We start from the raw sequence: 21915 nt of genomic DNA, 5'->3' as shown, positions 1-21915 counted from the left end.
CGTTTAGTGTCTGATTTTAAACAGTATTTTTCTTTACCTATAGGCTGGTTTACGATAATTCGGGCGTGTCGCGCCTGCCGGATAATGCCTATTTTACGGTGGTTTAGGGGATAGACTCAGGCGGCGCAGACAGCAGCGGGCACGGACTTTCCCGTGATTTCCCGCACTCTGGTCAGCGCGGCGAAAAAGCGTGATTCGCCAATGTCAAAAGCGTCTTTTCACGCGCCGCGCCTGCCATGTCCTGATCAAGCAAGGCCGCGTCTGCCACGATCAGGGCTGATCCCTTGCCAATACGGCAGTCTGCCGCAGCGCCGCTGGCAATGACCGAACAGCTTGCCTGCGCTTCTGGCGCCGATGCCGCAGCGGTCAGCGTTCCGGGCAGGTCCAGCGGCAGATCAGTGCCCAGCAGTTCCACCGTCTGTTCGCCCAGTGGCTGCTCGTCATCAAACGTCAGGGCAAGGCCCCATCGTGCCAGAATGGGCGACAACAGGACCACATCCTGCGGACGCCGCCGGTCACCAATGTGGAAACGGGAATGGGCAGTCAGCATCGGATCAGCAAACAGCAGCAATCGCCCGCCCTGGCGCACCCAATCATCCAGCGCCACATTTTCAGCCGGCGAAAGGGGCCTGGGCTGGGCCATCACCAATTGGTCAAACCGTTGCAGCCCATTGCTGCCATCATCTGCCACCAGCGTATTGACGGGAATAAGGACATTGCCCTGTTCCAGCGTGATACGTGCCCAATGGCGGGGCGCGTCACCTGCCAGCATTTCGTCCAGCCCTTCTGTTTCGGGCCAGTAGATCGGCAGGGTGGTCATCAGGCCGAGTTCGGGCAGATTTTGCGGCGATGCGGCATCGCGTTGCAACAGCACAGCGCTGCCCAAACCGGTGGCGAGAGCGATGATGGCAGCGCCCAGCGCCAGATTACGATTGCGCATGGCCTATTGCGGCGCTGCCGCTCCGCCCTGTTCAGGCATGATGGCCGGTTCCTGCGTGCGCGGAGATTCCGGTTCCGACAGAAGGTCCGGCACAATGCCAGCTTCTGCCAGCGGATCATTCTGCACGCTAGTATTATTGTCCGGGGCGACGGTGGATGCCGCTGCCGGCACCGCTGCTGCTTCCGATTCCTTGGCCCGGTCAAGAATGACCTGAGCCAGGCCGACCAGCAGGATCATCAGGGCAACGCCTGCAATGCCAATTTGCAATCGCTGCATTGCCGCCCCGCGAAAACCGCCGCTTGCCGCCAGTTCCCCATCCGTCGGGGGTTCGGGCGCGGAAGCTGACGGTTTCGGGAAAATTGAAATCAAAGCCATGGACCTAAGCTAGTGTGCGAAGCGCAACAGTCAATCAATCCTGCAACCAGGGAAATGGCGGCAGGCCCTTGCGGGCCATCCATTCAGCATTGTAAATGGTTGAAAGATAGCGGAAACCGGTATCGCACAAAATGGTGACTACGCGCGGGTCTTCGCGGCCATCTGCCACCAGCTTGCGGCCCAGTTCAATCGCGCCTGCCACATTTATGCCGGATGACAGGCCAAGACACAGCCCTTCATCCTGCAACAGCCGTTCAACCCAGACCAGCCCTTCCTCGTCCGAAATGCGGAACTGGGTGTCGATCGGCGCGCCTTCCAGATTGGCCGTGATGCGCCCCTGCCCGATGCCTTCTGCAACAGAGCTGCCTTCAGACTTCAATTCGCCGTGCGCGTAATAATTATACAAGGCAGCGCCATGCGGATCAGTCAGGGCAATCTGTACATTTTCGTCATGTTCCTTGAGGCCCATGCCAACACCCGCAATGGTTCCACCGGTGCCGGCCGCGCAAGTAAACCCGTCAATCCGGCCTTCCATCTGCGCCCAGATTTCCGCTGCCGTGCCTTCGATATGCGCTTTGCGATTGGCGGTATTGTCAAACTGGTTGGCCCAGACCGCGCCTTCGGTTTCTTCTGCCAGCCTGCGCGATGTGTGGACAAAGTGGCCGGGATTGGAAAAAGGCGCGGCAGGCACCAGCACCAATTGTGCGCCCAGCGCCCGCAGCGTGTCCATTTTCTCGCGGCTTTGCGTTTCGGGCATCACGATGATGGTGCGGTAGCCAAGGGCATTGGCCACCAGTGCGATGCCAATTCCCGTGTTGCCCGCTGTGCCTTCGACAATGGTGCCGCCCGGCTTCAGCGTACCGCGCGCCTCGGCATCGCGGACGATATACAGGGCAGCGCGATCCTTTACAGATGCGCCGGGATTGGCAAATTCGCATTTGCCCCAGATTTCGCAACCCGCCGCTTCGCTGGGCCCCTGCAAAAGCACAAGCGGGGTGTTGCCAATCAGATCGAGGCTGTCTGTACGTACATATGGAACTGTCATGGCGGCAGAGTTAGGCCGCCGCGCGGCGACCTTCAATGCAGTTCCGCTTTGACCTTACGAATTCAATCTTCAGGAGCGATGGTGACTTTCAAACCATCGAGATCATCCGTGAAGGGAATCTGGCAGGAAAGACGCGATGTTTCGGTCCGGTAGTCGGAACTTTCCAGCAAATCATCTTCGTCTTCCGACATGGCCGGAAGTTTGTCTGCAAAGGCCGGATCAACCTGGATATGGCAGGTGGCGCATGAACAGCAGCCGCCGCACAGCGCCAGCAATTCATCAAACCCGTTATCACGAATGGCTTCCATCACGGTCAGGCCTTCGCCTGCGTCGACAGTTGTTTCTTCTCCGGCACGGTTCGTGACGATCAGCTTGGGCATGATGAGCAATTTCCGTTCGCAATCGGCCTGTCGGCCACCGGGCGCGGCTGCTAAGGGGTATGGGCCGATTTGGCAAGACAGGAGAGATTTGGCCATGGGTTTGACTGCGCCGCAAATTCAGCACGGGATCGACAGTGTCGCTGAAATAGAGCCAGCCTTTGCGGCGGCATTGGCAGCGGCAGGATACCCTGAACCCCGCATCCGCCCGACAGGGTACCACACCCTGCTGCGCACCATTGTCGGCCAGCAGGTGAGCGTGGCCGCCGCTGCGTCTGTCTGGACCAAGATGGAAGCGGAACTGGGCGCAGACATGCTGCCTGAAACATTGCTTGCGCGGGATTTTGATGCCTTGCGCGCCTGCGGATTATCCCGGCAGAAACAGGGCTATGCCCGGTCCTTGTGCGAATTGGTGGCAAGCGGCCAGCTCAATATGGAAAATCTGCCGGAAGATGATGAAGCCGCCATTGCAGAACTAGTCACCATCAAGGGCATTGGCCGCTGGTCTGCTGAAATCTATTTGCTGTTTGCCGAAGGCAGGCCCGACATCTGGCCCGCGGGCGATCTGGCGGTGATGGCTGGCCTGCACAAAATCCTGTCGCTGGATGAACGGCCCGACGAAAAACAGACACGCGCCATGGCAGAAAGCTGGCGGCCCCATCGCGGGGCCATCGCGATCTTCACCTGGCATTGCTACAATAATCCCGCGCTCTAGCCACTTGGTCGAACCCACAGCACCGCCAGCAGAATTATGATTACCGTGGCATGGGTTCTGTCCCACGCCCCCATGCCAGTCAAACGCCAGGAAAAACCCACTCATGACAAACAGCAATGCCGCCCCGCTGATCCCGCGCGAAAACCTGTTTGGCAATCCGACCCGCGCGGCAGGCCAGATCAGCCCTGACGGCAAGTGGCTGGCGTGGCTGGCACCGCGTGACGGGGTCCTGAATATCTGGATGGCGCCGAGCGCCGATCCGTCATCGGCACAACCCATGACAGCCTCGACAGACCGCCCGATCCGCCAGTATTTCTGGGCGCCTGACAGCCGCAGCCTGCTGTATATTCAGGACAAGGGCGGCGATGAAAACTTCCTGCTGTATGGCGTGGATGTCGAAACCGGCGCGGAACGGACGCTGACGCCGTTTGACGATACGCGCGTCATGCTGGTGGGCGATTCAACCCGGCACAAGGACCGCATTCTGGTAGGCCTCAATAACCGCGATCCGCGCCTGCATGACGTTCACCTGCTTGACCTCAACAGCGGCAGCCTGACGCTGGTTTTGGAAAATGACGGTTACGCCGGTTTTATGGCGGATGATAATCTGGACCTGCGCATGGCCATCCGCCCCAATGCGGCGGGCGGGATGGATTATTTCGACATTACCGGCGGCACCATTGCGGCAGAGCCTGCCGCGACCACCGGGCTTGACGATTCCCTCACCACCAGCCCTGCGGGATATAGCAGTGATGGCAATACGCTCTACTGGATCGACAGCCGCGGGCGCGACACTGCCGCGCTGATCGCGGTGGATACGCAAACCGGCACCAGCAGCATCCTGGCGGAAAATTCGCAAGCCGATATCGGCGGCACCTTGCGCAATCCCGTCACCGGCATTGTCGAGGCCTATTCGGTCAACTACCTGCGCACGAAATGGACCGCGCTCGACCCTGCAATCAAAGCCTCGCTCGATTTTCTGGAAAGCAATCTGGAAGGCGATTTCAGCGTCACGTCGCGCACGGATGATGACAGCAAATGGACGGTCGGCAATGATCCGCTGACCGCGCCTGCCAAAAGCTGGCTGTATGACCGGACGGCGGGCACGCTGACCGAACTCTATACCTCCCGCCCCGACCTTGTCGGTGCGCCGCTGCAACCAATGCACCCGCTGGAAATTACCGCCCGCGACGGGCTGACCCTGCCCAGCTATCTGACCCTGCCGCCCGGCAGCGACAGCAAGGGGGGCGGCGTGCCTGATGCGCCCGTGCCGCTGGTTCTGCTGGTGCATGGCGGCCCCTGGGCGCGCGATGCCTATGGCTTCAATCCCACTCACCAATGGCTGGCCAATCGCGGCTATGGCGTCCTCAGCGTCAATTTCCGCGGATCGACAGGCTTTGGCAAAAACTTCATTTCCGCAGCCGATCTGCAATGGGGCAAAACCATGCATGATGATCTGGTCGATGCAGTGAACTGGGCCGTTGCCAGCGGCATTGCGCCGGCTGACAAGGTGGCCATTATGGGCGGTTCCTATGGCGGCTATGCCACTTTAGCGGGCCTGGCATTTACGCCGGAGATATTCGCTTGCGGGGTCGATATTGTCGGCCCGTCCAACCTGGAAACCCTGCTCAAAACCATCCCGCCATACTGGGAACCGCTGATCGCCCAGTTCCATGAACGCATGGGCAACCCGAACACGCCCGAAGGCCTCGCCATGCTGAAGGAGCGGTCACCGCTTTACAGTGCTGACAGGATCAGCCGGCCTTTGCTGATCGGACAAGGCGCCAACGATCCGCGCGTCAATCAGGCTGAAAGTGACCAGATCGTATCGGCGATGAAGGATAAGGGCATTCCTGTGACCTATGTCCTGTTCCCGGACGAAGGCCATGGCTTTGCCAAGCCTGCAAACAACATCGCTTTTAACGCCATTGCCGAAAATTTCCTGGCGACCTGCCTTGGCGGGCGTGCGGAAGCGATTGGGGAAACGCTGGGCCAGTCCACCGCCAGTATCGTAGAAGGTGCCGATTATGTGCAAGGGTTAGGCGCGCCAGCGGTAAACTGACCGATGCGCCGCTGACAAATGAAGCGCATCCGATTACGGTGCAACCAAGCGCGATAATACGACGGATTTTGGGGAGAAGACTGGCGTGGATCAGAAAAAGGCGATTTTCATCACCGGCGGCGGATCCGGCATTGGCCGCGCGATTGCCCAATATTTCGGCGGGCGCGGCTGGTTTGTCGGCTTGGGCGATATTGACAGCGCCGGGATGAAGGAAACCGAAAGCCTCATCGGCACCAGCTTCACCTATTCCCATAAATTCGACGTGCGCGACCGAGCCGCATGGGATGTGGCGCTGAATGCTTTTTCCTTGGCTGCGGGCGGCCGGATCGATGTGCTGGCCAACAATGCCGGTATCCCACTGGGCGGCGCGCTGATGGAAAATTCGGTAGAGGAAATCGAACGCTGCCTCGATATCAACCTCAAAGGCGTGCTGTTCGGCGCGCAGGCTGCCTATCCCCACCTTCTGAAAACCGCACCGGGAAGCTGCCTGCTCAATACCTCCAGCGCGGCGGGTATCTGGGGCACACCGGGCGCGTCTGTATATTGCGCCACCAAATTTGGCGTGCGCGGCATTACCGAAAGCCTTGATGCAGAATGGGTGGATGACGGGATCAAGGTGCATTCCCTGATGCCCAGCTTCATCGACACACCGCTGCTGGAACATTCGCCGCATCATGGCAGCAATGAACCCATCCGCACGCGTGTGCTGGAAGCAGGTCTGGAAATTACCCCGGTCATCGAAGTGGCGCAGGCCGCGTGGGATGCCGTGCATGGCGACAAATTGCACACAACGGTTGGCAAAACAGCCAAACAGCTTGGCTTTGCCGCCCGCTGGATGCCCGGCAAGTTGCGCAAGCAATCCCGCAGTTCGCTGCGCCCGCTCGGCAAATAAGGCATTATCCCATGAGGCCCCAGTTTCTGGCAGCGGCGCTGCTGTGCGCGCTTCCCTCTGCCATAGTTTCCCATGCCGCCATGGCGCAGGACGGACCGGGTGAAGCTACGCCCATCGTCATCGGTAATGAATATACCATTCCCTCGACCGTATTCGGGGTGAGCCGCAAGGTTTCTGTGCGCCTGCCAGCAGAATATGCCGAAAATCCTGAGCAGAGCTTCCCGGTCATCTATGTGATCGACGGCGGCAGTGCGCAGGATTTTCCGCATATTGCCGGCATCGCGCAGAGCCGGGAGATGAATTACAGTTTCGAACCGGCAATCATAGTTGGCATCGAAACGGTCAATCGGCGCAGCGAAATCTCGCCGCCAGTCCGGGCTGAAATGCTGGCGGAGTATGCAGAGCAACTGCGTGCTACACCGGGCAATTCAGCACAGTTCCGCACCTTTATCGCACATGATGTAAAGCCGTGGGTGCAGCGCAATTTCCGCGCCACCGGCCATGCGGCAATCATGGGCGAATCGCTGGCGGGCCTGTTCATCATCGAAACTTTGTTTGAACAGCCCGACCTGTTCGATGACTGGATCGCCATTTCACCGTCCTTGTGGTGGGATGACATGAAGCTGGCGCGCAGTTTTCCAAATCGCCTCAAAACCATGAAGCCGGGACCGGAGCGGATATATGTCGCCCTCGCCGATGAAGGCTACCGGCTGGAAGAAGGGGTGGAGCGGCTGGCCGATGCCTTGCGCGCCGATGCGCCGGATGGCTGGCAATGGGCCTATGTGCCATTTGGCAACAGCGAAACCCACGGCACCATTTATCATCCCGCCGCGCTGGACGCATGGCGGCTGATGTATGGAACGCCGAGCCGGGTATATAAACCCTATGGCGACCTGGCGAGCCACGCCTTTGCGCTGGACGATGGCGACAAGGCGAAACTAGCTAGCGAATGCACAATGCAAAATTCGCGCCGCACCACACCCGAAGCCACAAGGCAGGGGCAGGAACGCCTGTTTTACGATTGTCTGCTGTATGATCTTGGACCCCGCGCCCGCGAGGGTAATTGGGGCGCGGTAACAGGCGCCGGGAATTAAAGCAGCGCTTCAATCGCCTTGGCCATGGCAATATCGCGCTGCGACAGGCCATCGGCATCATGGGTTGTCAGGGTGATTTCGACCCGGTTGTAAACGTTGAACCATTCGGGGTGATGGTCCGCTTTTTCAGCCAGCAGCGCCACGCCGGTCATGAAGCCGAATGCCTCGATGAAATCGCCGAATTCGAATTTGCGGAAAATGGCGCTGCCATCCCGCGCCAATGCCCAATCCGGAAGATCAGCCAGCGCTTCGCTGCATTCTTCCTGCGTCAATCTGGCCACGGACATGATGGTTTTCCTTCCGGCATCTGGCTGCCATGAATTATGCGTGCCAGCCTTGCTTGTTCAAGCCCGCGCTTTCCCCTATCCCGACCGCCCATGCAAGCCTGCCATCTCGTCGCGAACCAAATTGCGTGCCGCCGCGGCGAACGCCTGCTGTTTCGCGCAATCGACCTCGACCTTGCAGCGGGCAGCGCATGCCATATCACCGGCCCGAACGGGATCGGTAAAACCAGTTTGATCCGGATCCTTGGCGGATTGCTGCGGCCATTTTCCGGCACGTTGGAACGCACCGGCAATGCAGGATTGCTGGATGAAAAGCCTGCTCTCGACCCGCAATTGCCATTGGGCAAGGCACTGGATTTCTGGGCAGGTCTGGACGGCGTGGACAGCGCCGCGAAAGGCACCAGCATTACCCGCGTCGGCATGGCGGATCTGCTGGACGTGCCCGTGCGCTTCCTTTCCACCGGACAGAAAAAGCGCGCTGCCCTGGCGCGGCTGCTGGGGCAGAACGCCGCTGTCTGGTTGCTGGACGAGCCGCTCAACGGGCTGGACCGCGAAGGCGTGGCACTGTGCGAAAGCCTCGTCGCAGCCCATTGCGCAGCAGGCGGCATTGCAGTGGTGGCATCGCACCAGCCCATTGCCCTGCCCGATCATGTGACGCTTAACCTGCCGGAATTCGCCGCATGATCGGCCAATTGCTCCGCCGTGATCTGGCCATGCTGCTTCCCGGCGGCAAGGCTGGCGGCAGGCAGGGCGGCACCATGCTGCCGCTGCTGTTTTTTCTGGCTGTCGCCATGCTGTATCCCTTCGCCGTGGGACCGGACGCACAATTGCTGGCGCGGACTGGCGGCGGCGTCATCTGGGTAGCAGCCCTGCTAGCAGCCATTCTGCCGCTGGACCGGTTGGTTGCGCCCGATCTGGAACAGGGCGTGTTCGATCAGTTGGCCCTGCGCGGAATATCGGAAGAAATTGCCCTATCCGTGCGGATGCTGGCCCATTGGCTCAGTTTCGCGCCGCTGCTGCTGCTGGCAACTGTACCCGCCGCAGCCTTGCTGTCACTGGACGGGCTTGCCCTGCGCACCGTTCTGCTGGGCCTGCTGGCTGGCACACCGGGCTTGGCTGCAATCGGGGTGATGATTGCCGCACTGACTGCCAGCCTGCGCGGCGGGGCGGCGCTTTCGGGCCTGATGCTGATCCCGCTGGCCGTGCCAATCTTGATTTTTGGCGCGGGCAGCCTGTCGCGCGCTGACGATAGCGGCATTCTTCTGGCAGGGGCGATCAGCCTCGTGCTGGCCGCCATCACACCTTTTGCAGGCGGCGCTGCCATCAGGGCCGCCCGCGAAGGTTAGTCCGCGTCAGGAATACGGCGGCTTGTCGAGGCCAGCTGCGCTCTTGGTGAAAATTTCCACGCCGGTTTCCGTCACGCCCATCGAATGTTCAAACTGGGCGGAAAGAGACTTGTCGCGGCTAACCGCAGTCCAGCCATCCTTCAGCACCTTGGCCCATGGTTTGCCGAGGTTGATCATCGGTTCGATGGTGAAGAACATACCCGGCCGCAGCTCGGGACCGGTGCCAGCCTTTGCCGCATGGACGACTTCGGGCGCATCATGGAACAGGCGGCCAAGGCCATGGCCGCAAAATTCGCGCACGGTGGTATAACGGTGTTCGCGGGCATGCGCTTCGATCACCGCGCCAATATCGCCCAGCCGCGCGCCGGGCTTGACCTGTTCGATACCCAGCATCAGGCATTCATGCGTCACATCCACCAGCTTGCGCGCTTTCAACGGCACATCGCCCACCAGATACATGCGGCTGGTGTCGCCATGCCAGCCGTCCAGCAGCGGCGTGACGTCGATGTTCACGATGTCGCCATCCTTCAGCACTTTTTCCGAAGGGATGCCGTGGCAGATCACATGATTGATCGAAATGCAGCAGCTGTGGGTATAGCCGCGATAGCCCAGCGTTGCGGGAACAGCCCCGCCTGCCAGTGTCATTTCGCGTACAAAATCATCAATCGCCGCAGTGGAAACGCCCGGCACCACCATGGGCGCAACCGCGTCGAGAATGTCTGCTGCCAGCCTGCCGGCGCGGCGCATGCCTTCGAACCCTTCCGGCCCGTGGAGCTTGATCGTGCCATCGCGCAGGACGGTGTCGGCGCTGTCTATCGTCTGATATTCGGTCATGCCCGCCCATGTAGCGACGAAGCGGCAAAATTGCGAGTGGCTTAGCGCTGAACTTCGAACGCGGATCGATATTCGGGTTTCACTGCCGCCAGCATCGCTGCATCGACCGGCAGAGTCACCTCATAACTGCCTTCCGCATAGGGGCCTGCAACATATGGGCCGGCGTAAAATCCGACCCGGTCAAATGCCGTGCCGCCCTGTGAACCGGGAATGATCGTCAATTCGGTCATGGCCGGACAATTGGTGAAGCTGCTCATCCCGTCTGCCATGGCTTCAGGCCCGCGTTTCTGTGCGCGCTGGCGGTCGAGTGCCGTGCAGAACCTGTCGCCCACCGCGCTGCCAAGTCGCGCAGGCGAAATGAACATGTCGCTCCCCGAAATTGCGGCAGCAGCTTTCTTGGCCCACACCAGTGATGTCATGCCGTGATTGCCATGCGCGCCGCCGGAATAGGTTGAAAATTCGCCCGTCAGGCTGAGAAAATCGGGCAGATCAGCCACGACTTTCCAGGTTTCGGCAAAACTGTGCTTGCGATAGGGAAAACCGCCTTCCTGCGCGCCCTGCTGGTCGGTCTGCGCTTCACTTGTCAGCCGTGCCTTTGCGTCTTTCTGCCGCCGGGCCAGTTCTGCGCCAAGCGGTGCGAGCGCGGCTGCCTGCGCCGGATAGGCGTATTCAAATGAATAAAGGTCGGTTTCTTCAGCGATGACCACCGCGCCCGATTTGCCCTGCGCGTTGCTGGCACTTTGCGTGGCAACAGCGCCCGCGGCGTTCGCCTCGCCCAGCGCATCGTCCATTTCGTCAGGCGAGGAACAGCCGCCCAGAACTACCGCAAGGACCAGCAGGCTTGTGCGCAAATGCATCCCATTTCTCCGCGTGAAATTCTCAGCATGACGTGTAAAGACATTCGCATGAACGACAAACATGAATTGATTCAGCCTGACAGAGATCAGCCAGCCATTGCCATCCACCTCGTCAGCAAGGACAGTTTCCAAAGCTGGGCCAAGACCCTGTCGGGCGGGCAGCGCGCCGCATTGGCAGCGCAGAAATTTGATGGCAGCGGATATCAGGTCGGCATCGTTCCTGATGGGGATGGCTGGTTCGCCGTTGGCGGCGTTGCCAATCCTGACGAACTTTCAAGCTGGTGCCTTGCCAAGTTGGCAGAAACATTGCCCGCCGGCACCTATCGTGTCGAAGGCAGCGAGCCTGGCCCTGCTGTGCATGGCTGGCAGACCGGCCAATATGCCTTTACCCGCTACAAGTCCGAAAACGACCTGGTTGGGCCGCGCATTTTGCTGACCAAGCAGGTCAAAGCCATTGATCAGGCACTGGCAGAAGCGCGCGCAGTCAATCTGGTGTGCGATCTGGTCAATACGCCTGCTGAGGACATGGGCCCGGCTGCGCTGGAAGACATTGCCGCTGCCATGGCCAAAAAATACAGCGCGCAGCTGACAGTCACGCAGGGTGATGCGCTGGAACGCGAATTTCCGATGGTGCATGCAGTGGGCCGCGCCGCTGCGCGCAGCCATTCGCCGCGCATGATCGAGCTGGTATGGGGCAACGAAAAAGCACCGCGGCTGGCGATTGTCGGCAAGGGCGTGTGTTTCGATTCCGGCGGTCTGGACGTAAAATCATCCTCCGGCATGCTGCTGATGAAAAAAGACATGGGCGGCGCTGCCCATGCGCTTGCCCTGGCAGAACTGATCATGGGCGCACATCTGCCCGTGCGCCTGCATCTGCTGGTTCCGGCAGTGGAAAATGCCATATCGGGCAATGCCTTCCGCCCCGGCGATGTGCTGTCCAGCCGCAAGGGTCTCACAGTGGAAATCGGCAATACCGATGCCGAAGGCCGTTTGGTGCTGGGCGATGCGCTGACCAGGGCGAGCGAGGAAGACCCCGCCCTGATTATCGATTTTGCCACGCTGACCGGCGCGGCGCGGGTGGCGCTGGGGCCGGATTATCCGGCACTGATGACTCGTCGCGACGAGACCGCAAAAGCCCTGATTGATGCAGGCACCAGCTGCGACGATCCGTCATGGCGGATGCCGCTGCCCGAAGCCTATGTCGAATGGCTGAAATCGGACATTGCCGATACCAACAATGCGCATGGCAATGCCTTTGCCGGGGCCAGCGTGGCGGGCCTTTTCCTCGATAAATTCGTGGGCGAAGGGATCGACTGGGCGCATTTCGATACATTCGCGTGGCGTCCGGTGGCAAAACCGGGCCGGCCCAAGGGCGGTGCAGCTTATGGCCTTCGGGCAGCTTTCCGGATGGTGCAGGAAAAATTCGGCGCAAAACACAGCTGAAGGTTGGGAAACTTGCCCGAAAGGTCTGAAGCGTATAAGCGCGCCCATCGCTAGGAACGAGGCATGATAGACAGGTGAATAAAGCTGGCACATACGAACTGCCCGAAGGTCTGCTGGCCCTCGATGGCCCGGTCGTGCGCCCCAAGCCTGGCACATTGCCGATCAGGGGCGATCTGGCGCATATTGCCCTGGCCGACAAATTTCTGGTCGCACATTATGTCGTGCCCCAGACCCGCCCAATTGGCGGCGCGGATGTCGAACTGAAACTGGCCCCGCGTGATGATGCCGAAACGGTCACCACCTTGGCCGCTGGAAGCTATTTCGAAGTGATGGATTTTACCGGAACGGGCGCCGCTGCATGGGCATGGGGCTGCTGCGGGCCTGATGGCCCCACTGGCTATGTGCCAGCCAGCACACTGGCCGCACCGCAGCAGTGACCACGTCCGTTTTTATCGACGGCGGCGCAGGCACTACCGGTCTGGAAATTCGCACCCGTCTGGCAGACAGGGCTGAATTCAGCCTGATCACCCTGCCCGATGACCAGCGCAAGGATCCCGCCGCACGGCGCGACGCGATCAATGATTGCGACGTTGCAATCCTGTGCCTGCCCGATGATGCCGCGCGCGACGCCGCCGCGATGATTGCCAATGACCGAACCTGTGTCATCGATGCATCCACGGCCCACCGCGTGATGGACGGCTGGACCTATGGCTTTCCCGAACTGGTCGGGCGTGATGCAGTGGCAAGGGCAAAGCGCATATCGAACCCCGGCTGTTATCCCACCGGTTTTCTGGCGCTGATTGCGCCCTTGGTAAAAGCGGGCCTGCTGCCAGCCGGCTGGGCCTATAGCGTCAATGCGGTGTCCGGATATTCGGGCGGCGGTAATGCGCTGATCGACCGGTTCTTGGAAGACCCGAATATTGCCTGGCGCGGCTATGGCCTTGGTCTGGGGCACAAGCATCTGGCCGAAATGCAGCATTATGCCGGGCTGGACCATGCGCCGGTGTTTTCGCCCGCAGTCGTTGATGCCCATCGCGGGATGATGGTGGATGTGCCGCTCCCCCTTGGCGTGATGCAGCAGGTGTCGGGCAATATGGCCGCCAATGCCGATGATCTGCGCGACTGTCTGACAGAATTCTATGCACGGTCGCCCATTGTCAGCATTGCGCCGGCGGATCATCCGCCTGCCGAGTTGCTGCTGCACAAGGATGCAGCGCCGTGGGACGGGCTGCAATTGTTTGTGTTCGGTAACGGCGAAACCGGCCCCAATGCGCAAGCGCGGCTGATTGCCCGATTGGATAATCTGGGCAAGGGCGCAAGCGGCGCAGCCGTGCAATCGCTCAATCTCCTATCTGGGCTGCCGGAAGCGGCGGGACTGGCGCTGTAATCGCAGGCCACATCACTGCCTGATTTTTAGGCAGGCATCGCCCGATTTTTGAGCAAATTTCACTTCAGCCTGCATGTGCTTAACTGCATGCCCCTGACTGACAATCAAATTCTTCACGATCCAAAGCCACCCAAATGCGCTCTTTAGCGTGGACGTTCTATGCGTTAGGCTGCTGTTTGACGCCTTGGCACGATTCTTGGATTGATACGCGCGAGGCAGAAATTTCGAGAAGTCCGGCCTGCACCTGCAGCGCCGGCCCGATGCGTAGGGGCCATTGTTTGTGAAAAAGATCGAAGCGATCATCAAGCCGTTCAAACTGGACGAAGTGAAGGAGGCTCTTCACGAAATCGGCGTTTCCGGAATTACCGTGACCGAAGCCAGAGGGTTTGGCCGCCAGAAAGGCCACACCGAATTGTATCGCGGCGCGGAATATGTCGTGGATTTTCTGCCCAAGGTTAAGCTCGAAGTGATCGTGAACGATGAAATTGCCGAACGCGTGGTCGAAGCGATTGCCGCGGCAGCGCAAACCGGCCGCATCGGCGATGGCAAGATTTTCGTGACCGCGATCGAAAGCGCCCTGCGTATCCGCACGGGCGAAAAGGATAATGACGCAATCTGAGGCGTTTGCGCCTGTAAACAGTTTTTCATAATCCGTCTGGGCGGCCGCAAGGGGCGGGCCGCAGCCGGTGATCCATCCAGCCCTGGAATTTCAAGAGGTAAAGACATGGCGACTGCGAAAGAAGTCCTCAAGCAGATCAAGGACGAGGAAATCGAATGGGTGGATCTGCGCTTCACCGATCCCAAGGGCAAATGGCAGCACCTCACCATGGTGGCCGGCATTCTGGGCGAAGATGAACTGGAAGACGGCCTGATGTTCGACGGATCGTCGATTGCCGGGTGGAAGGTGATCAACGAATCCGACATGATCCTGCGCCCTGATCTGGACCGGGTTTATACAGACCCGTTCAGTGCCACGCCGATGATGATCATGTTCTGCGACATCGTGGAACCATCGACCGGCGATCTGTATGGCCGCGATCCGCGTTCCACTGCCAAGCGTGCTGAAGCGTTTGTGAAGACCACCGGCCTTGGCGACACCATCTTCGTGGGCGCAGAAGCCGAATTTTTCATGTTCGATGATGTGCGCTTTGAAGATGGCTATGCAGGGTCAGGCTTCCGCATCGACGATATCGAACTGCCGACCAATAGCGGCCGCGAATATGAAAGCGGCAATCTGGCTCACCGTCCGCGCGCCAAGGGCGGCTATTTCCCGGTTGCACCGGTTGATAGCGCGGTCGACATTCGCGGTGAAATGGTTGCGACCATGCTGGAAATGGGCCTGCCTTGCGACAAGCACCACCATGAAGTGGCATCAGCGCAGCACGAATTGGGTGTCACTTTTGCCACCTTGCTCGAAACTGCCGACAACATGCAGATCTACAAATATGTCGTGCATCAGGTTGCCCATGCCTACGGCAAAACCGCAACCTTCATGCCCAAGCCGATCAAGGATGATAATGGTTCGGGCATGCACACCCACATGTCCATCTGGGATGGCGGCAAGCCAACCTTTGCCGGGAATGGCTATGCCGGCCTGTCCGACACCTGCCTTTATTACATCGGCGGCGTAATCAAACATGCCAAGGCGTTGAATGCGTTTACCAACCCGACCACCAACAGCTACAAGCGGCTGGTGCCGGGTTTTGAAGCGCCGGTGCTGCTGGCCTATTCAGCGCGCAACCGTTCTGCTTCGTGCCGGATACCATACGGTTCGGGCGACAAGGCCAAACGGGTGGAATTCCGCTTCCCCGATCCGCTGGCTAACCCCTATCTGTCATTCTCCGCCCTGTTGATGGCCGGTATCGACGGGATCGTGAACAAGATCCATCCGGGCGAAGCGATGGACAAGAACCTGTATGATCTGCCGCCAGCCGAACTGGCCGAAGTGCCAACCGTATGCGGCTCGCTGCGTGAGGCACTAGAAGCGCTGGAAGAAGATCACGAATTCCTGCTCAAGGGCGATGTGTTCTCCAAGGACCAGATCGAAGCCTATGCCGAATTGCTGTGGGAAGACGTGTCCCGCTGGGAAACAACCCCCAGCCCGGTTGAATATGATATGTATTACAGCTCCTGATCTGACGACGGGCCGAGAAAAAGGCCCAAAAACGACCACAAAATCGGGCGTCCGGAGATATTATCCGGGCGCCCTTTTCTTTGCGCCATGCCAGATGGCTATTCCGGCAGGACTGGGTTAGGCTGATGCTTCATGGGGATGAGGGGGCAGTTGGTGGCAGGCACACAAGGTCGTGAAAATTCGCAGTTCTCACTCGCATCAGGCGGCTGGCTGGCGCTGGCGGGGCTGGCCATCATCCTTGCGGGCGCCCTTCTGGCGCATCTGATCCGCACATCTGACGATATTTCCGTCCGCGACATCCGCTTTGCCGGCGCCGACGGAACGCGAATGAGCGCCCTGCTTTATGTGCCTGCCAGCGCGACGCGGGACACACCCGCGCCCGGCATTCTGGCGGTCCACGGCTACATCAACTCGCGCGAGACACAGGATGGATTCGCAATTGAGTTTGCCCGGCGCGGCTATGTCGTGCTTGCGCTGGACCAGACGGGCCATGGCTATAGCGGCGGCCCGGCATTTTCCAACGGGTTTGGCGGGCCGGACGGGCTGCGCTATCTGCGGTCACTGCCGATGGTCGATACTGATCAGATCGGTCTTGAAGGCCATAGTATGGGCGGCTGGACCGTGCTGGCGGCAGCCGCGGCCATGCCCGATGCCTATCGCTCCATGGTGCTGGAAGGGTCATCCACCGGCGCGCCGTTCGCGCAGGACGGATCAATTGCATGGCCGCGCAATCTGGCGCTGGTATTCAGCAAATATGACGAATTTTCAAAGATCATGTGGAATGCCGACCGTGCGATTGATGTTGCATCCAGCCCCAAGTTGCAGGCGGTTTTCGGCACTGACGGCCAAGTCATCGAAGGGCAGCTTTATGGCTCGATTCCGCAAGGCACTGCGCGGGTTCTGTATCAGCCTGCCACCACCCACCCCGGCAATCATTTTTCCGCCAATTCAATTGGCCGCGCAATCGACTGGTTTGCGGCGACACTGAAAGGGGGAAAGCCGCTTCCGGCGGGCAACCAGCGCTGGATCTGGAAAGAAGTCGGCACAGGTGTTGGCCTGATCGGCTTTGTCATGCTGGCACTGGGCAGCTTTGCCATGCTGCTGCAACTGCCGTATTTTTCGCAGCTTAAGGCTGACCCCGTGCCTGCAATGAACGCGCGCGGTGGGATCTGGTGGTGCAGATTTGCGCTCAACACGTCGGTGCCAGCGCTCCTGTTCTTCCCCGCATTCATCGCCGCTTTCTTCCTGCTGCCCGCTTCCCCGTTTTTGCCGCAGGCAGTCACCACCCAAATTACCCTATGGGCGCTGCTGGTGGCCGGGCTGTCCTTGCTGATTGGCCGATTTTCCCGAACGCCGGACAAGGCCAGCCCTGCAGCTTGGCTGCCATCCATCGCGATTGCAGCAGCAACCGCCTGCATTGCCTATCTGGCCCTGCTGCTGACCGATATTTTGTTCCAGACCGATTTTCGCTTCTGGGTTGTGGCAGTAAAACTGCCCAGCATCCGGCAATGGGGTATCGCGGCAATTTACATCATCCCGCTCACCCTGTCCTTCATGGTCAGCCTGCGGACATTATGCGCCGCAATGACAGTCGCAAATGACCGGCCCGCCATGCGTTATGTGTCAGCCATTTTCACCATGACCGGCGGCTTCATCGTCATGCTGGGGCTGATTTACGGGATATTTTTCACCACGGGGTCGCTCATCACGGATTTTGATCCACTGAGCACCGTCATCGCGATCCAGTTTGTGCCAGTGCTGGCAGCCATCGCCATAATCGCCATTTTTGCATGGCAGCGCACCAACAGCCACCGCCCGGGCGCGATAATCGTCGGTATCCTGGTAACGCTCTATGTCGTCGCAGGAACAGCTACCCAGGTTTGACGGGCACGGTTGACACCAGCAGACCTATGTCAGGGTAAGGCCGGCAATGAACTGGTGAACAGCCGACACGGTGACCGACCCTTCGCCCACGGCAGAAGCCACGCGCTTGACCGATCCTGAGCGAATATCGCCCACCGCAAATACACCGGGCAGGGATGTTGCAAACCCGTTTTCCTGCCCCACGGCAGCGCCGGTTTTGACAAAGCCCTGATCGTCCAGATCCAGCGCACCATCCAGCCATTTTGTATAGGGCACCGCACCAATCATGATGAATAGCGCGCGCGTTTCAATGCGCTTTTCCTCACCGGTATCGCAATTGCGCAAGGTCACCGCTTCCAGGTGTTTGTCACCATGCAATTCCACCACTTCGCTATGCGTCACAAGGTCTATGCTCTCGTCGCTATCGATCCGGTCGGACAGATAGGACGACATGGTTTCCGCCAACCCGCCATTGCGCACAACGATGTGGGTGCAACTGGAATGGCGCGACAGGAACATTGCGGCCTGTCCGGCGGAATTCCCGCCGCCCACGATTATCGCATTGGTCTTGCGGCAAAAGCGTGCTTCCAGTTCGGTGGCGGCATAATAGACGCCTGCGCCTTCAAACTCGCGCAATCGGTCGAGCGGCAAACGCCTGTATTGCACGCCATTGGCTAGAACGACCGACCGGGTATGGACAGTCACATCGCCATCAAGATCCACTTCGAGGCAGCGCACGCCTGTATCTTCGCGGCATACCCCTTCGCGCAAGGCCGTGGCGCGGCGCGGCATGGCAATTTTGGCCCCGAATTTTACCGCCTGTATCTCGCCGCGATAGGCCAGATCAGCCCCTGAAATTCCGGTTGTGAAACCCAGATAATTCTCGATCCTGCTGGACATTCCGGCTTGGCCGCCGATGGCGGAATCTTCCACCACCAGCGTATTCAACCCCTCAGACGCGCCATAAACTGCTGCGGCAAGGCCCGATGGCCCAGCGCCGATGACGACCATATCGTAAGTATATTGCGTATCCACATCCAGCCACAGGCCCAGTGCACGCGCCATTTCACTGGTGTCAGGATCAGCCAGAACGTGCCCGTCCCCCGTTATCACCACGGATTCGCTATCCGGCAGATCGCAATTCTCACGCACGTCAGCCATTGCTGCTGCATCATCGCGGTCGACGAATTGGTGAGGGATTTTATTGCGCGAAAGAAATGCCCGCAGCGCATTGGTCGATGGGTCTTTTTCATGGCCCACCAGCGTCAGTCCGCCGCGGCCATCCTCGATCAATATCCGGCGGCGCGCCGCAAAGGCCGGCACCACCACATCGGCAACTTCGGGGACGGTGGCCACCAGTTCCGCCAGCCTGGCCTGCTTCACGATAATAACCGTGGATGGTTCAGCAGCCTCGCACGCCAGAAATGTCCCCTGGTTCATGAGCATACCCAGTTCGCCCACGAAGGCCGGCTTGTCGATATGGGCGGCAAGCCGGTCCACCGTGCGGTCGATTATGTTGAGCTTGCCAGCCACCAGCACCACAAGATCGTAGCTTTCCTGCCCCACTTCAAACAGCACATGGCCTTCCGGCACGTCGCATTGTTCGCCCGATTGCCGAAAAATTTCGAGCAGATCATCGTCCATGTCCGGCCATGCGGTCTGGTCAAGCTCGCTCTGGCTGGTGCCGGTTTGCCATGGGAATTGCATTGCCGTCTCCGCAATAGGGGCTGATTACAGACCTGTTTTAACCGCCTGCCTGCCAGCAACAAATCTGCTGGCCAGCGTGTTAGTAGTGCAGACTGCCGATAGAAACCATTTTCCTACAGCGGGCCAATCTGCCTAATGCCATCTGCCCTAACGCTTGGAATGAGGGCCGGTGCCAATGGACCGCAAAACTATTTTCGACGAAGTGCGCCGCCTGCTGGGCCGCGGCTTCAGACCTGCCGAAATATCGGCGCTGGATGCTGCAATCAGCCGCGCAAGCCTGCCGCAAGGTGAGCCTCTGCCCTGCCCGACCAGTATTGGCGATGCCGGAATTGTTTTGATCAAGCATTTCGAAGGTTGCGCGAAAGTGCGGCCAGACGGAATGGTTGAAGCCTATCCCGACCCGGCCAGTGGCGGCGCGCCTTTCACGATAGGATGGGGAGCGACCGGCGCCGATATTGCGCCGGGCACAATCTGGACCATGGAGGAATGCGACCGGCGGCTGGAAACTGACCTGCGCCGTTACAGCGATGATGTGCGCAATGCGCTGGGCGATGCGGCCACCACACAAAATCAGTTCGATGCAATGGTCAGCTTCCACTACAATACAGGCGCCATCCGCCGGGCCACGCTGACCAGACTCCACTGCGCGGGGAATTTCTCCGGTGCAGCGAAGGAATTTGGCCGGTGGAACAAGGCTGCAGGCCGCGTGATGGCAGGTCTGGTCAGGCGAAGGGCTGCAGAAGCGGCGCTATATTGCCAGAGCTGACATGCGGTGTTGAGGGTTGGCGGCCCTCAGATCGTCGCACCCACATTCCGCCCTTCACGGCCCTCGCTTTCATGGCACTTTACCAGCGCTTTAAACCTTTCATCTCAGGCATGAGAGGAACCCGAATCGATCCCGCGCCGTTGTAGAGGCAACAGGAGATTGATAATGCGTAAGTTCGTTGTAGCAGCAGCCGTGATTGCGATGACCGCCACCATGGCAAATGCCGATCCCGGCAAGGGCAATGGTAACGGTAATGGCAAAAACGGCGCTTCGGAAAAATCCCAGAAAGCCACCGGCAATTCAGGCGGTGAAAACCGCGGCAATCAAAAGGCCCAGGATCGCAAGCCTGAGAAAGCTCAGAATCACAATTCTGGCGCAAAAAATGTTCAGGCCAAAAATGTCCAGAAAGCTGAAAAATCAGCATCCTCGCGTCAGGGAAATGGCGCGGCATACAAGAATAATGCCAAGGCTGATGCGAAGCGTGACCGGGTAAATACCTCCGATCGTGGCGACTATTACGGCCGGAATGATCGTGATGATCGCAACCAGCGGATCCGGAACGCTAATGACATGCGTGATGGCGTCCGGTTCGGCGAAATGATCGATGGTTGCCCTCCCGGTCTTGCGAAAAAGCGAAATGGTTGCACACCACCAGGCCTTGCGAAAAAGGGTGCAGGCGGCGCGCAATATTACCAGCCTGACTATTTCGGCTATTCATCGCTCGGTAATGGCCGTTACCTTTACGATCAGGGCTATCTGCTGCGCATGGGCAACAATGGCGGCGTGTCCAGTTACATCCCCCTGCTGGGCGGCGCGTTGAGCCTGGGCAGTGCCTGGCCGACCAATTATCAGTCCTATCAGGCCCCCGATTATTATGTCGATTACTACAATCTGGGCGGGCAGGATTCTTACCGCTACGCGGATAATGTGATCTACCGGGTCGATCCCGAAACAACGGCAATTTCGTCGATTGTGGCCTTGTTGACGGGTGATGATTTCTCCATCGGCCAGCGCGCGCCATCGGGTTATGATGTATACAATGTGCCGACGGCTTACCGCGACCGGTATTATGACACACCGCAGGCAAATTATCGCTATTCTGACGGCTATGTCTATCAGATCGATCCAAAGACGCAGCTTGTTGCAGCTGCAATTGAACTGATCCTCTAATGGCCACAGGATATATGAAAATGATGCGTCTCAAACCGATTTTGACGGCAATCGCCTGCGTCGGCATGGTCCCTTTGGCCGCTTGTAACGATCAGGCGGCAGAGACCGGGGAAGCGGAGGCAGAGGCTGTTTCCAATGAAACGCTGGCAGCCAATATTACCGGTCTGGAAGGACACAGCACATTGGCAGGTGCGATAACCAATACCGGTCTGAGCACCCTGCTCGACGGCACTAGTGACTATACGATACTGGCGCCTGATGACGCGGCGTTCGCCAAATTGGGTGATGCTGGCAAAACCCTGATGGAAAACGATCAGAAAGCCGTGATGGTCGCGGTGCTTCGGGATCATTTGATACCGGGCGAACTGACCGTTGACGCGATCCGCACCGCCATTGCTGACAAGGGCGGTCCTGTCACCATGCGCACTATGGGATCGAACTCGGTCACTTTTTCGCAGGAAGGTGACAGAGTTATGGTCAAGGGTTCTGACGGTTCTGCTGCCACCATAATCGAGCCAGCCATTACGGCTGCGAACGGATCGCTTATCAAGGTGGACGCAGTGCTCGTCAAAAGCGGCCCCAACGGCTGACGGCTGACGCCTGACGTAACGCTTTTAACCCACG

The 21915-nt window shown here is 59.2% G+C and carries 23 protein-coding genes; 15 read left to right on the top strand and 8 right to left on the bottom strand.

Going from position 1 to position 21915, the window contains the following annotated elements; all coding sequences use genetic code 11:
- Positions 1 to 172: 172 nt before the first annotated feature.
- The 4 genes from GRI44_RS01720 to GRI44_RS01705 all read right to left on the bottom strand — a co-directional run bounded on the left by GRI44_RS01720 (position 173) and on the right by GRI44_RS01705 (position 2740).
- Positions 173 to 940: a DUF4350 domain-containing protein gene (locus tag GRI44_RS01720; protein WP_160599679.1), complete on the bottom strand. Its 768-nt coding sequence runs from the start codon at positions 938 to 940 to the stop codon at positions 173 to 175.
- 3 nt (positions 941 to 943) lie between these two features.
- Entirely contained in the window at positions 944 to 1315 is a 372-nt protein-coding gene (locus GRI44_RS01715; protein ID WP_160599677.1) for a hypothetical protein, read from the bottom strand.
- A gap of 34 nt (positions 1316 to 1349) precedes the next feature.
- A complete protein-coding gene (locus tag GRI44_RS01710) occupies positions 1350 to 2360 on the bottom strand; it encodes a cysteine synthase A (protein WP_160599675.1) in 1011 nt (336 codons plus the stop codon).
- Between the two features lie 62 nt (positions 2361 to 2422).
- Positions 2423 to 2740: a 2Fe-2S iron-sulfur cluster-binding family protein gene (locus GRI44_RS01705; RefSeq protein WP_160599673.1), complete on the bottom strand. Its 318-nt coding sequence runs from the start codon at positions 2738 to 2740 to the stop codon at positions 2423 to 2425.
- 94 nt (positions 2741 to 2834) lie between these two features.
- Here GRI44_RS01705 and GRI44_RS01700 point away from each other — a divergent pair, with 94 nt between their 5' ends.
- From GRI44_RS01700 to GRI44_RS01685, 4 genes are all read left to right on the top strand, one after another.
- Positions 2835 to 3452, top strand: a complete 618-nt coding sequence (locus GRI44_RS01700; RefSeq protein WP_160599671.1) for a DNA-3-methyladenine glycosylase family protein — start codon at positions 2835 to 2837, stop codon at positions 3450 to 3452.
- 103 nt (positions 3453 to 3555) lie between these two features.
- Entirely contained in the window at positions 3556 to 5514 is a 1959-nt protein-coding gene (locus GRI44_RS01695) for a S9 family peptidase (protein ID WP_160599669.1), read from the top strand.
- 85 nt (positions 5515 to 5599) lie between these two features.
- Entirely contained in the window at positions 5600 to 6406 is an 807-nt protein-coding gene (locus tag GRI44_RS01690) for an SDR family oxidoreductase (RefSeq protein ID WP_160599667.1), read from the top strand.
- Positions 6407 to 6417: 11 nt separating this feature from the next.
- Positions 6418 to 7500: an alpha/beta hydrolase gene (locus GRI44_RS01685; RefSeq protein ID WP_160599665.1), complete on the top strand. Its 1083-nt coding sequence runs from the start codon at positions 6418 to 6420 to the stop codon at positions 7498 to 7500.
- Here GRI44_RS01685 and GRI44_RS01680 read toward each other — a convergent pair.
- Positions 7497 to 7787, bottom strand: coding sequence for a 4a-hydroxytetrahydrobiopterin dehydratase (locus tag GRI44_RS01680; protein ID WP_160599663.1), 291 nt, complete (start codon positions 7785 to 7787; stop codon positions 7497 to 7499). The genes GRI44_RS01685 and GRI44_RS01680 overlap by 4 nt on opposite strands.
- A gap of 90 nt (positions 7788 to 7877) precedes the next feature.
- Between GRI44_RS01680 and ccmA the strand changes: the two genes are divergently transcribed.
- Together ccmA and GRI44_RS01670 are read left to right on the top strand one after the other, a co-directional pair.
- Complete coding sequence (ccmA, locus tag GRI44_RS01675; protein ID WP_160599661.1) at positions 7878 to 8468, top strand: heme ABC exporter ATP-binding protein CcmA; 591 nt, start codon at positions 7878 to 7880, stop codon at positions 8466 to 8468.
- Positions 8465 to 9130 (top strand): heme exporter protein CcmB, encoded by a 666-nt coding sequence (locus tag GRI44_RS01670; RefSeq protein WP_160599659.1) that lies wholly within the window; start codon positions 8465 to 8467, stop codon positions 9128 to 9130. The genes ccmA and GRI44_RS01670 overlap by 4 nt, the downstream gene beginning before the upstream one ends.
- Before the next feature lie 6 nt (positions 9131 to 9136).
- On the opposite strand, the gene map is transcribed toward GRI44_RS01670, so the two are convergent.
- On the bottom strand, positions 9137 to 9964 hold the full coding sequence (gene map, locus GRI44_RS01665; protein ID WP_160599657.1) for a type I methionyl aminopeptidase: 828 nt from the start codon (positions 9962 to 9964) through the stop codon (positions 9137 to 9139).
- A gap of 41 nt (positions 9965 to 10005) precedes the next feature.
- Positions 10006 to 10821 carry a DUF4163 domain-containing protein gene (locus GRI44_RS01660; RefSeq protein ID WP_160599656.1) on the bottom strand — a complete coding sequence of 272 codons (816 nt, stop codon included), beginning with the start codon at positions 10819 to 10821 and terminating at the stop codon, positions 10006 to 10008.
- A 48-nt stretch (positions 10822 to 10869) separates the two neighbouring features.
- On the opposite strand from GRI44_RS01660, the gene GRI44_RS01655 reads away from it, so the two are divergent.
- From GRI44_RS01655 to GRI44_RS01630, 6 genes are all read left to right on the top strand, one after another.
- Positions 10870 to 12264 (top strand): leucyl aminopeptidase family protein, encoded by a 1395-nt coding sequence (locus tag GRI44_RS01655; protein WP_160599654.1) that lies wholly within the window; start codon positions 10870 to 10872, stop codon positions 12262 to 12264.
- Positions 12265 to 12338: 74 nt separating this feature from the next.
- Complete coding sequence (locus GRI44_RS01650; RefSeq protein ID WP_160599653.1) at positions 12339 to 12701, top strand: hypothetical protein; 363 nt, start codon at positions 12339 to 12341, stop codon at positions 12699 to 12701.
- Entirely contained in the window at positions 12698 to 13651 is a 954-nt protein-coding gene (gene argC, locus GRI44_RS01645; RefSeq protein WP_160599652.1) for an N-acetyl-gamma-glutamyl-phosphate reductase, read from the top strand. The genes GRI44_RS01650 and argC overlap by 4 nt, the downstream gene beginning before the upstream one ends.
- 280 nt (positions 13652 to 13931) lie before the next feature.
- Positions 13932 to 14270 carry a P-II family nitrogen regulator gene (locus GRI44_RS01640; protein WP_160599651.1) on the top strand — a complete coding sequence of 113 codons (339 nt, stop codon included), beginning with the start codon at positions 13932 to 13934 and terminating at the stop codon, positions 14268 to 14270.
- Positions 14271 to 14375: 105 nt separating this feature from the next.
- A complete protein-coding gene (glnA, locus tag GRI44_RS01635) occupies positions 14376 to 15785 on the top strand; it encodes a type I glutamate--ammonia ligase (RefSeq protein ID WP_160599650.1) in 1410 nt (469 codons plus the stop codon).
- Positions 15786 to 15917: 132 nt separating this feature from the next.
- A complete protein-coding gene (locus GRI44_RS01630; protein WP_202386114.1) occupies positions 15918 to 17669 on the top strand; it encodes an alpha/beta hydrolase family protein in 1752 nt (583 codons plus the stop codon).
- A gap of 24 nt (positions 17670 to 17693) precedes the next feature.
- On the opposite strand, the gene GRI44_RS01625 is transcribed toward GRI44_RS01630, so the two are convergent.
- Positions 17694 to 19355: an FAD-dependent oxidoreductase gene (locus tag GRI44_RS01625; protein WP_160599649.1), complete on the bottom strand. Its 1662-nt coding sequence runs from the start codon at positions 19353 to 19355 to the stop codon at positions 17694 to 17696.
- Between the two features lie 175 nt (positions 19356 to 19530).
- Between GRI44_RS01625 and GRI44_RS01620 the strand changes: the two genes are divergently transcribed.
- The 3 genes from GRI44_RS01620 to GRI44_RS01610 all read left to right on the top strand — a co-directional run bounded on the left by GRI44_RS01620 (position 19531) and on the right by GRI44_RS01610 (position 21881).
- Complete coding sequence (locus GRI44_RS01620) at positions 19531 to 20121, top strand: lysozyme (RefSeq protein ID WP_160599648.1); 591 nt, start codon at positions 19531 to 19533, stop codon at positions 20119 to 20121.
- Positions 20122 to 20286: 165 nt separating this feature from the next.
- Positions 20287 to 21291: a hypothetical protein gene (locus GRI44_RS01615; RefSeq protein WP_160599647.1), complete on the top strand. Its 1005-nt coding sequence runs from the start codon at positions 20287 to 20289 to the stop codon at positions 21289 to 21291.
- Between the two features lie 20 nt (positions 21292 to 21311).
- On the top strand, positions 21312 to 21881 hold the full coding sequence (locus GRI44_RS01610; RefSeq protein ID WP_160599646.1) for a fasciclin domain-containing protein: 570 nt from the start codon (positions 21312 to 21314) through the stop codon (positions 21879 to 21881).
- The last annotated feature ends 34 nt before the right edge of the window (positions 21882 to 21915 follow it).

Origin of the sequence: Allopontixanthobacter confluentis (assembly GCF_009827615.1) — a bacterium.
GTDB classification, from domain to species: domain Bacteria; phylum Pseudomonadota; class Alphaproteobacteria; order Sphingomonadales; family Sphingomonadaceae; genus Allopontixanthobacter; species Allopontixanthobacter confluentis.
Note: the sequence above shows the minus strand (reverse complement) of the source record. Positions and strands in the feature narration are given on the sequence as shown.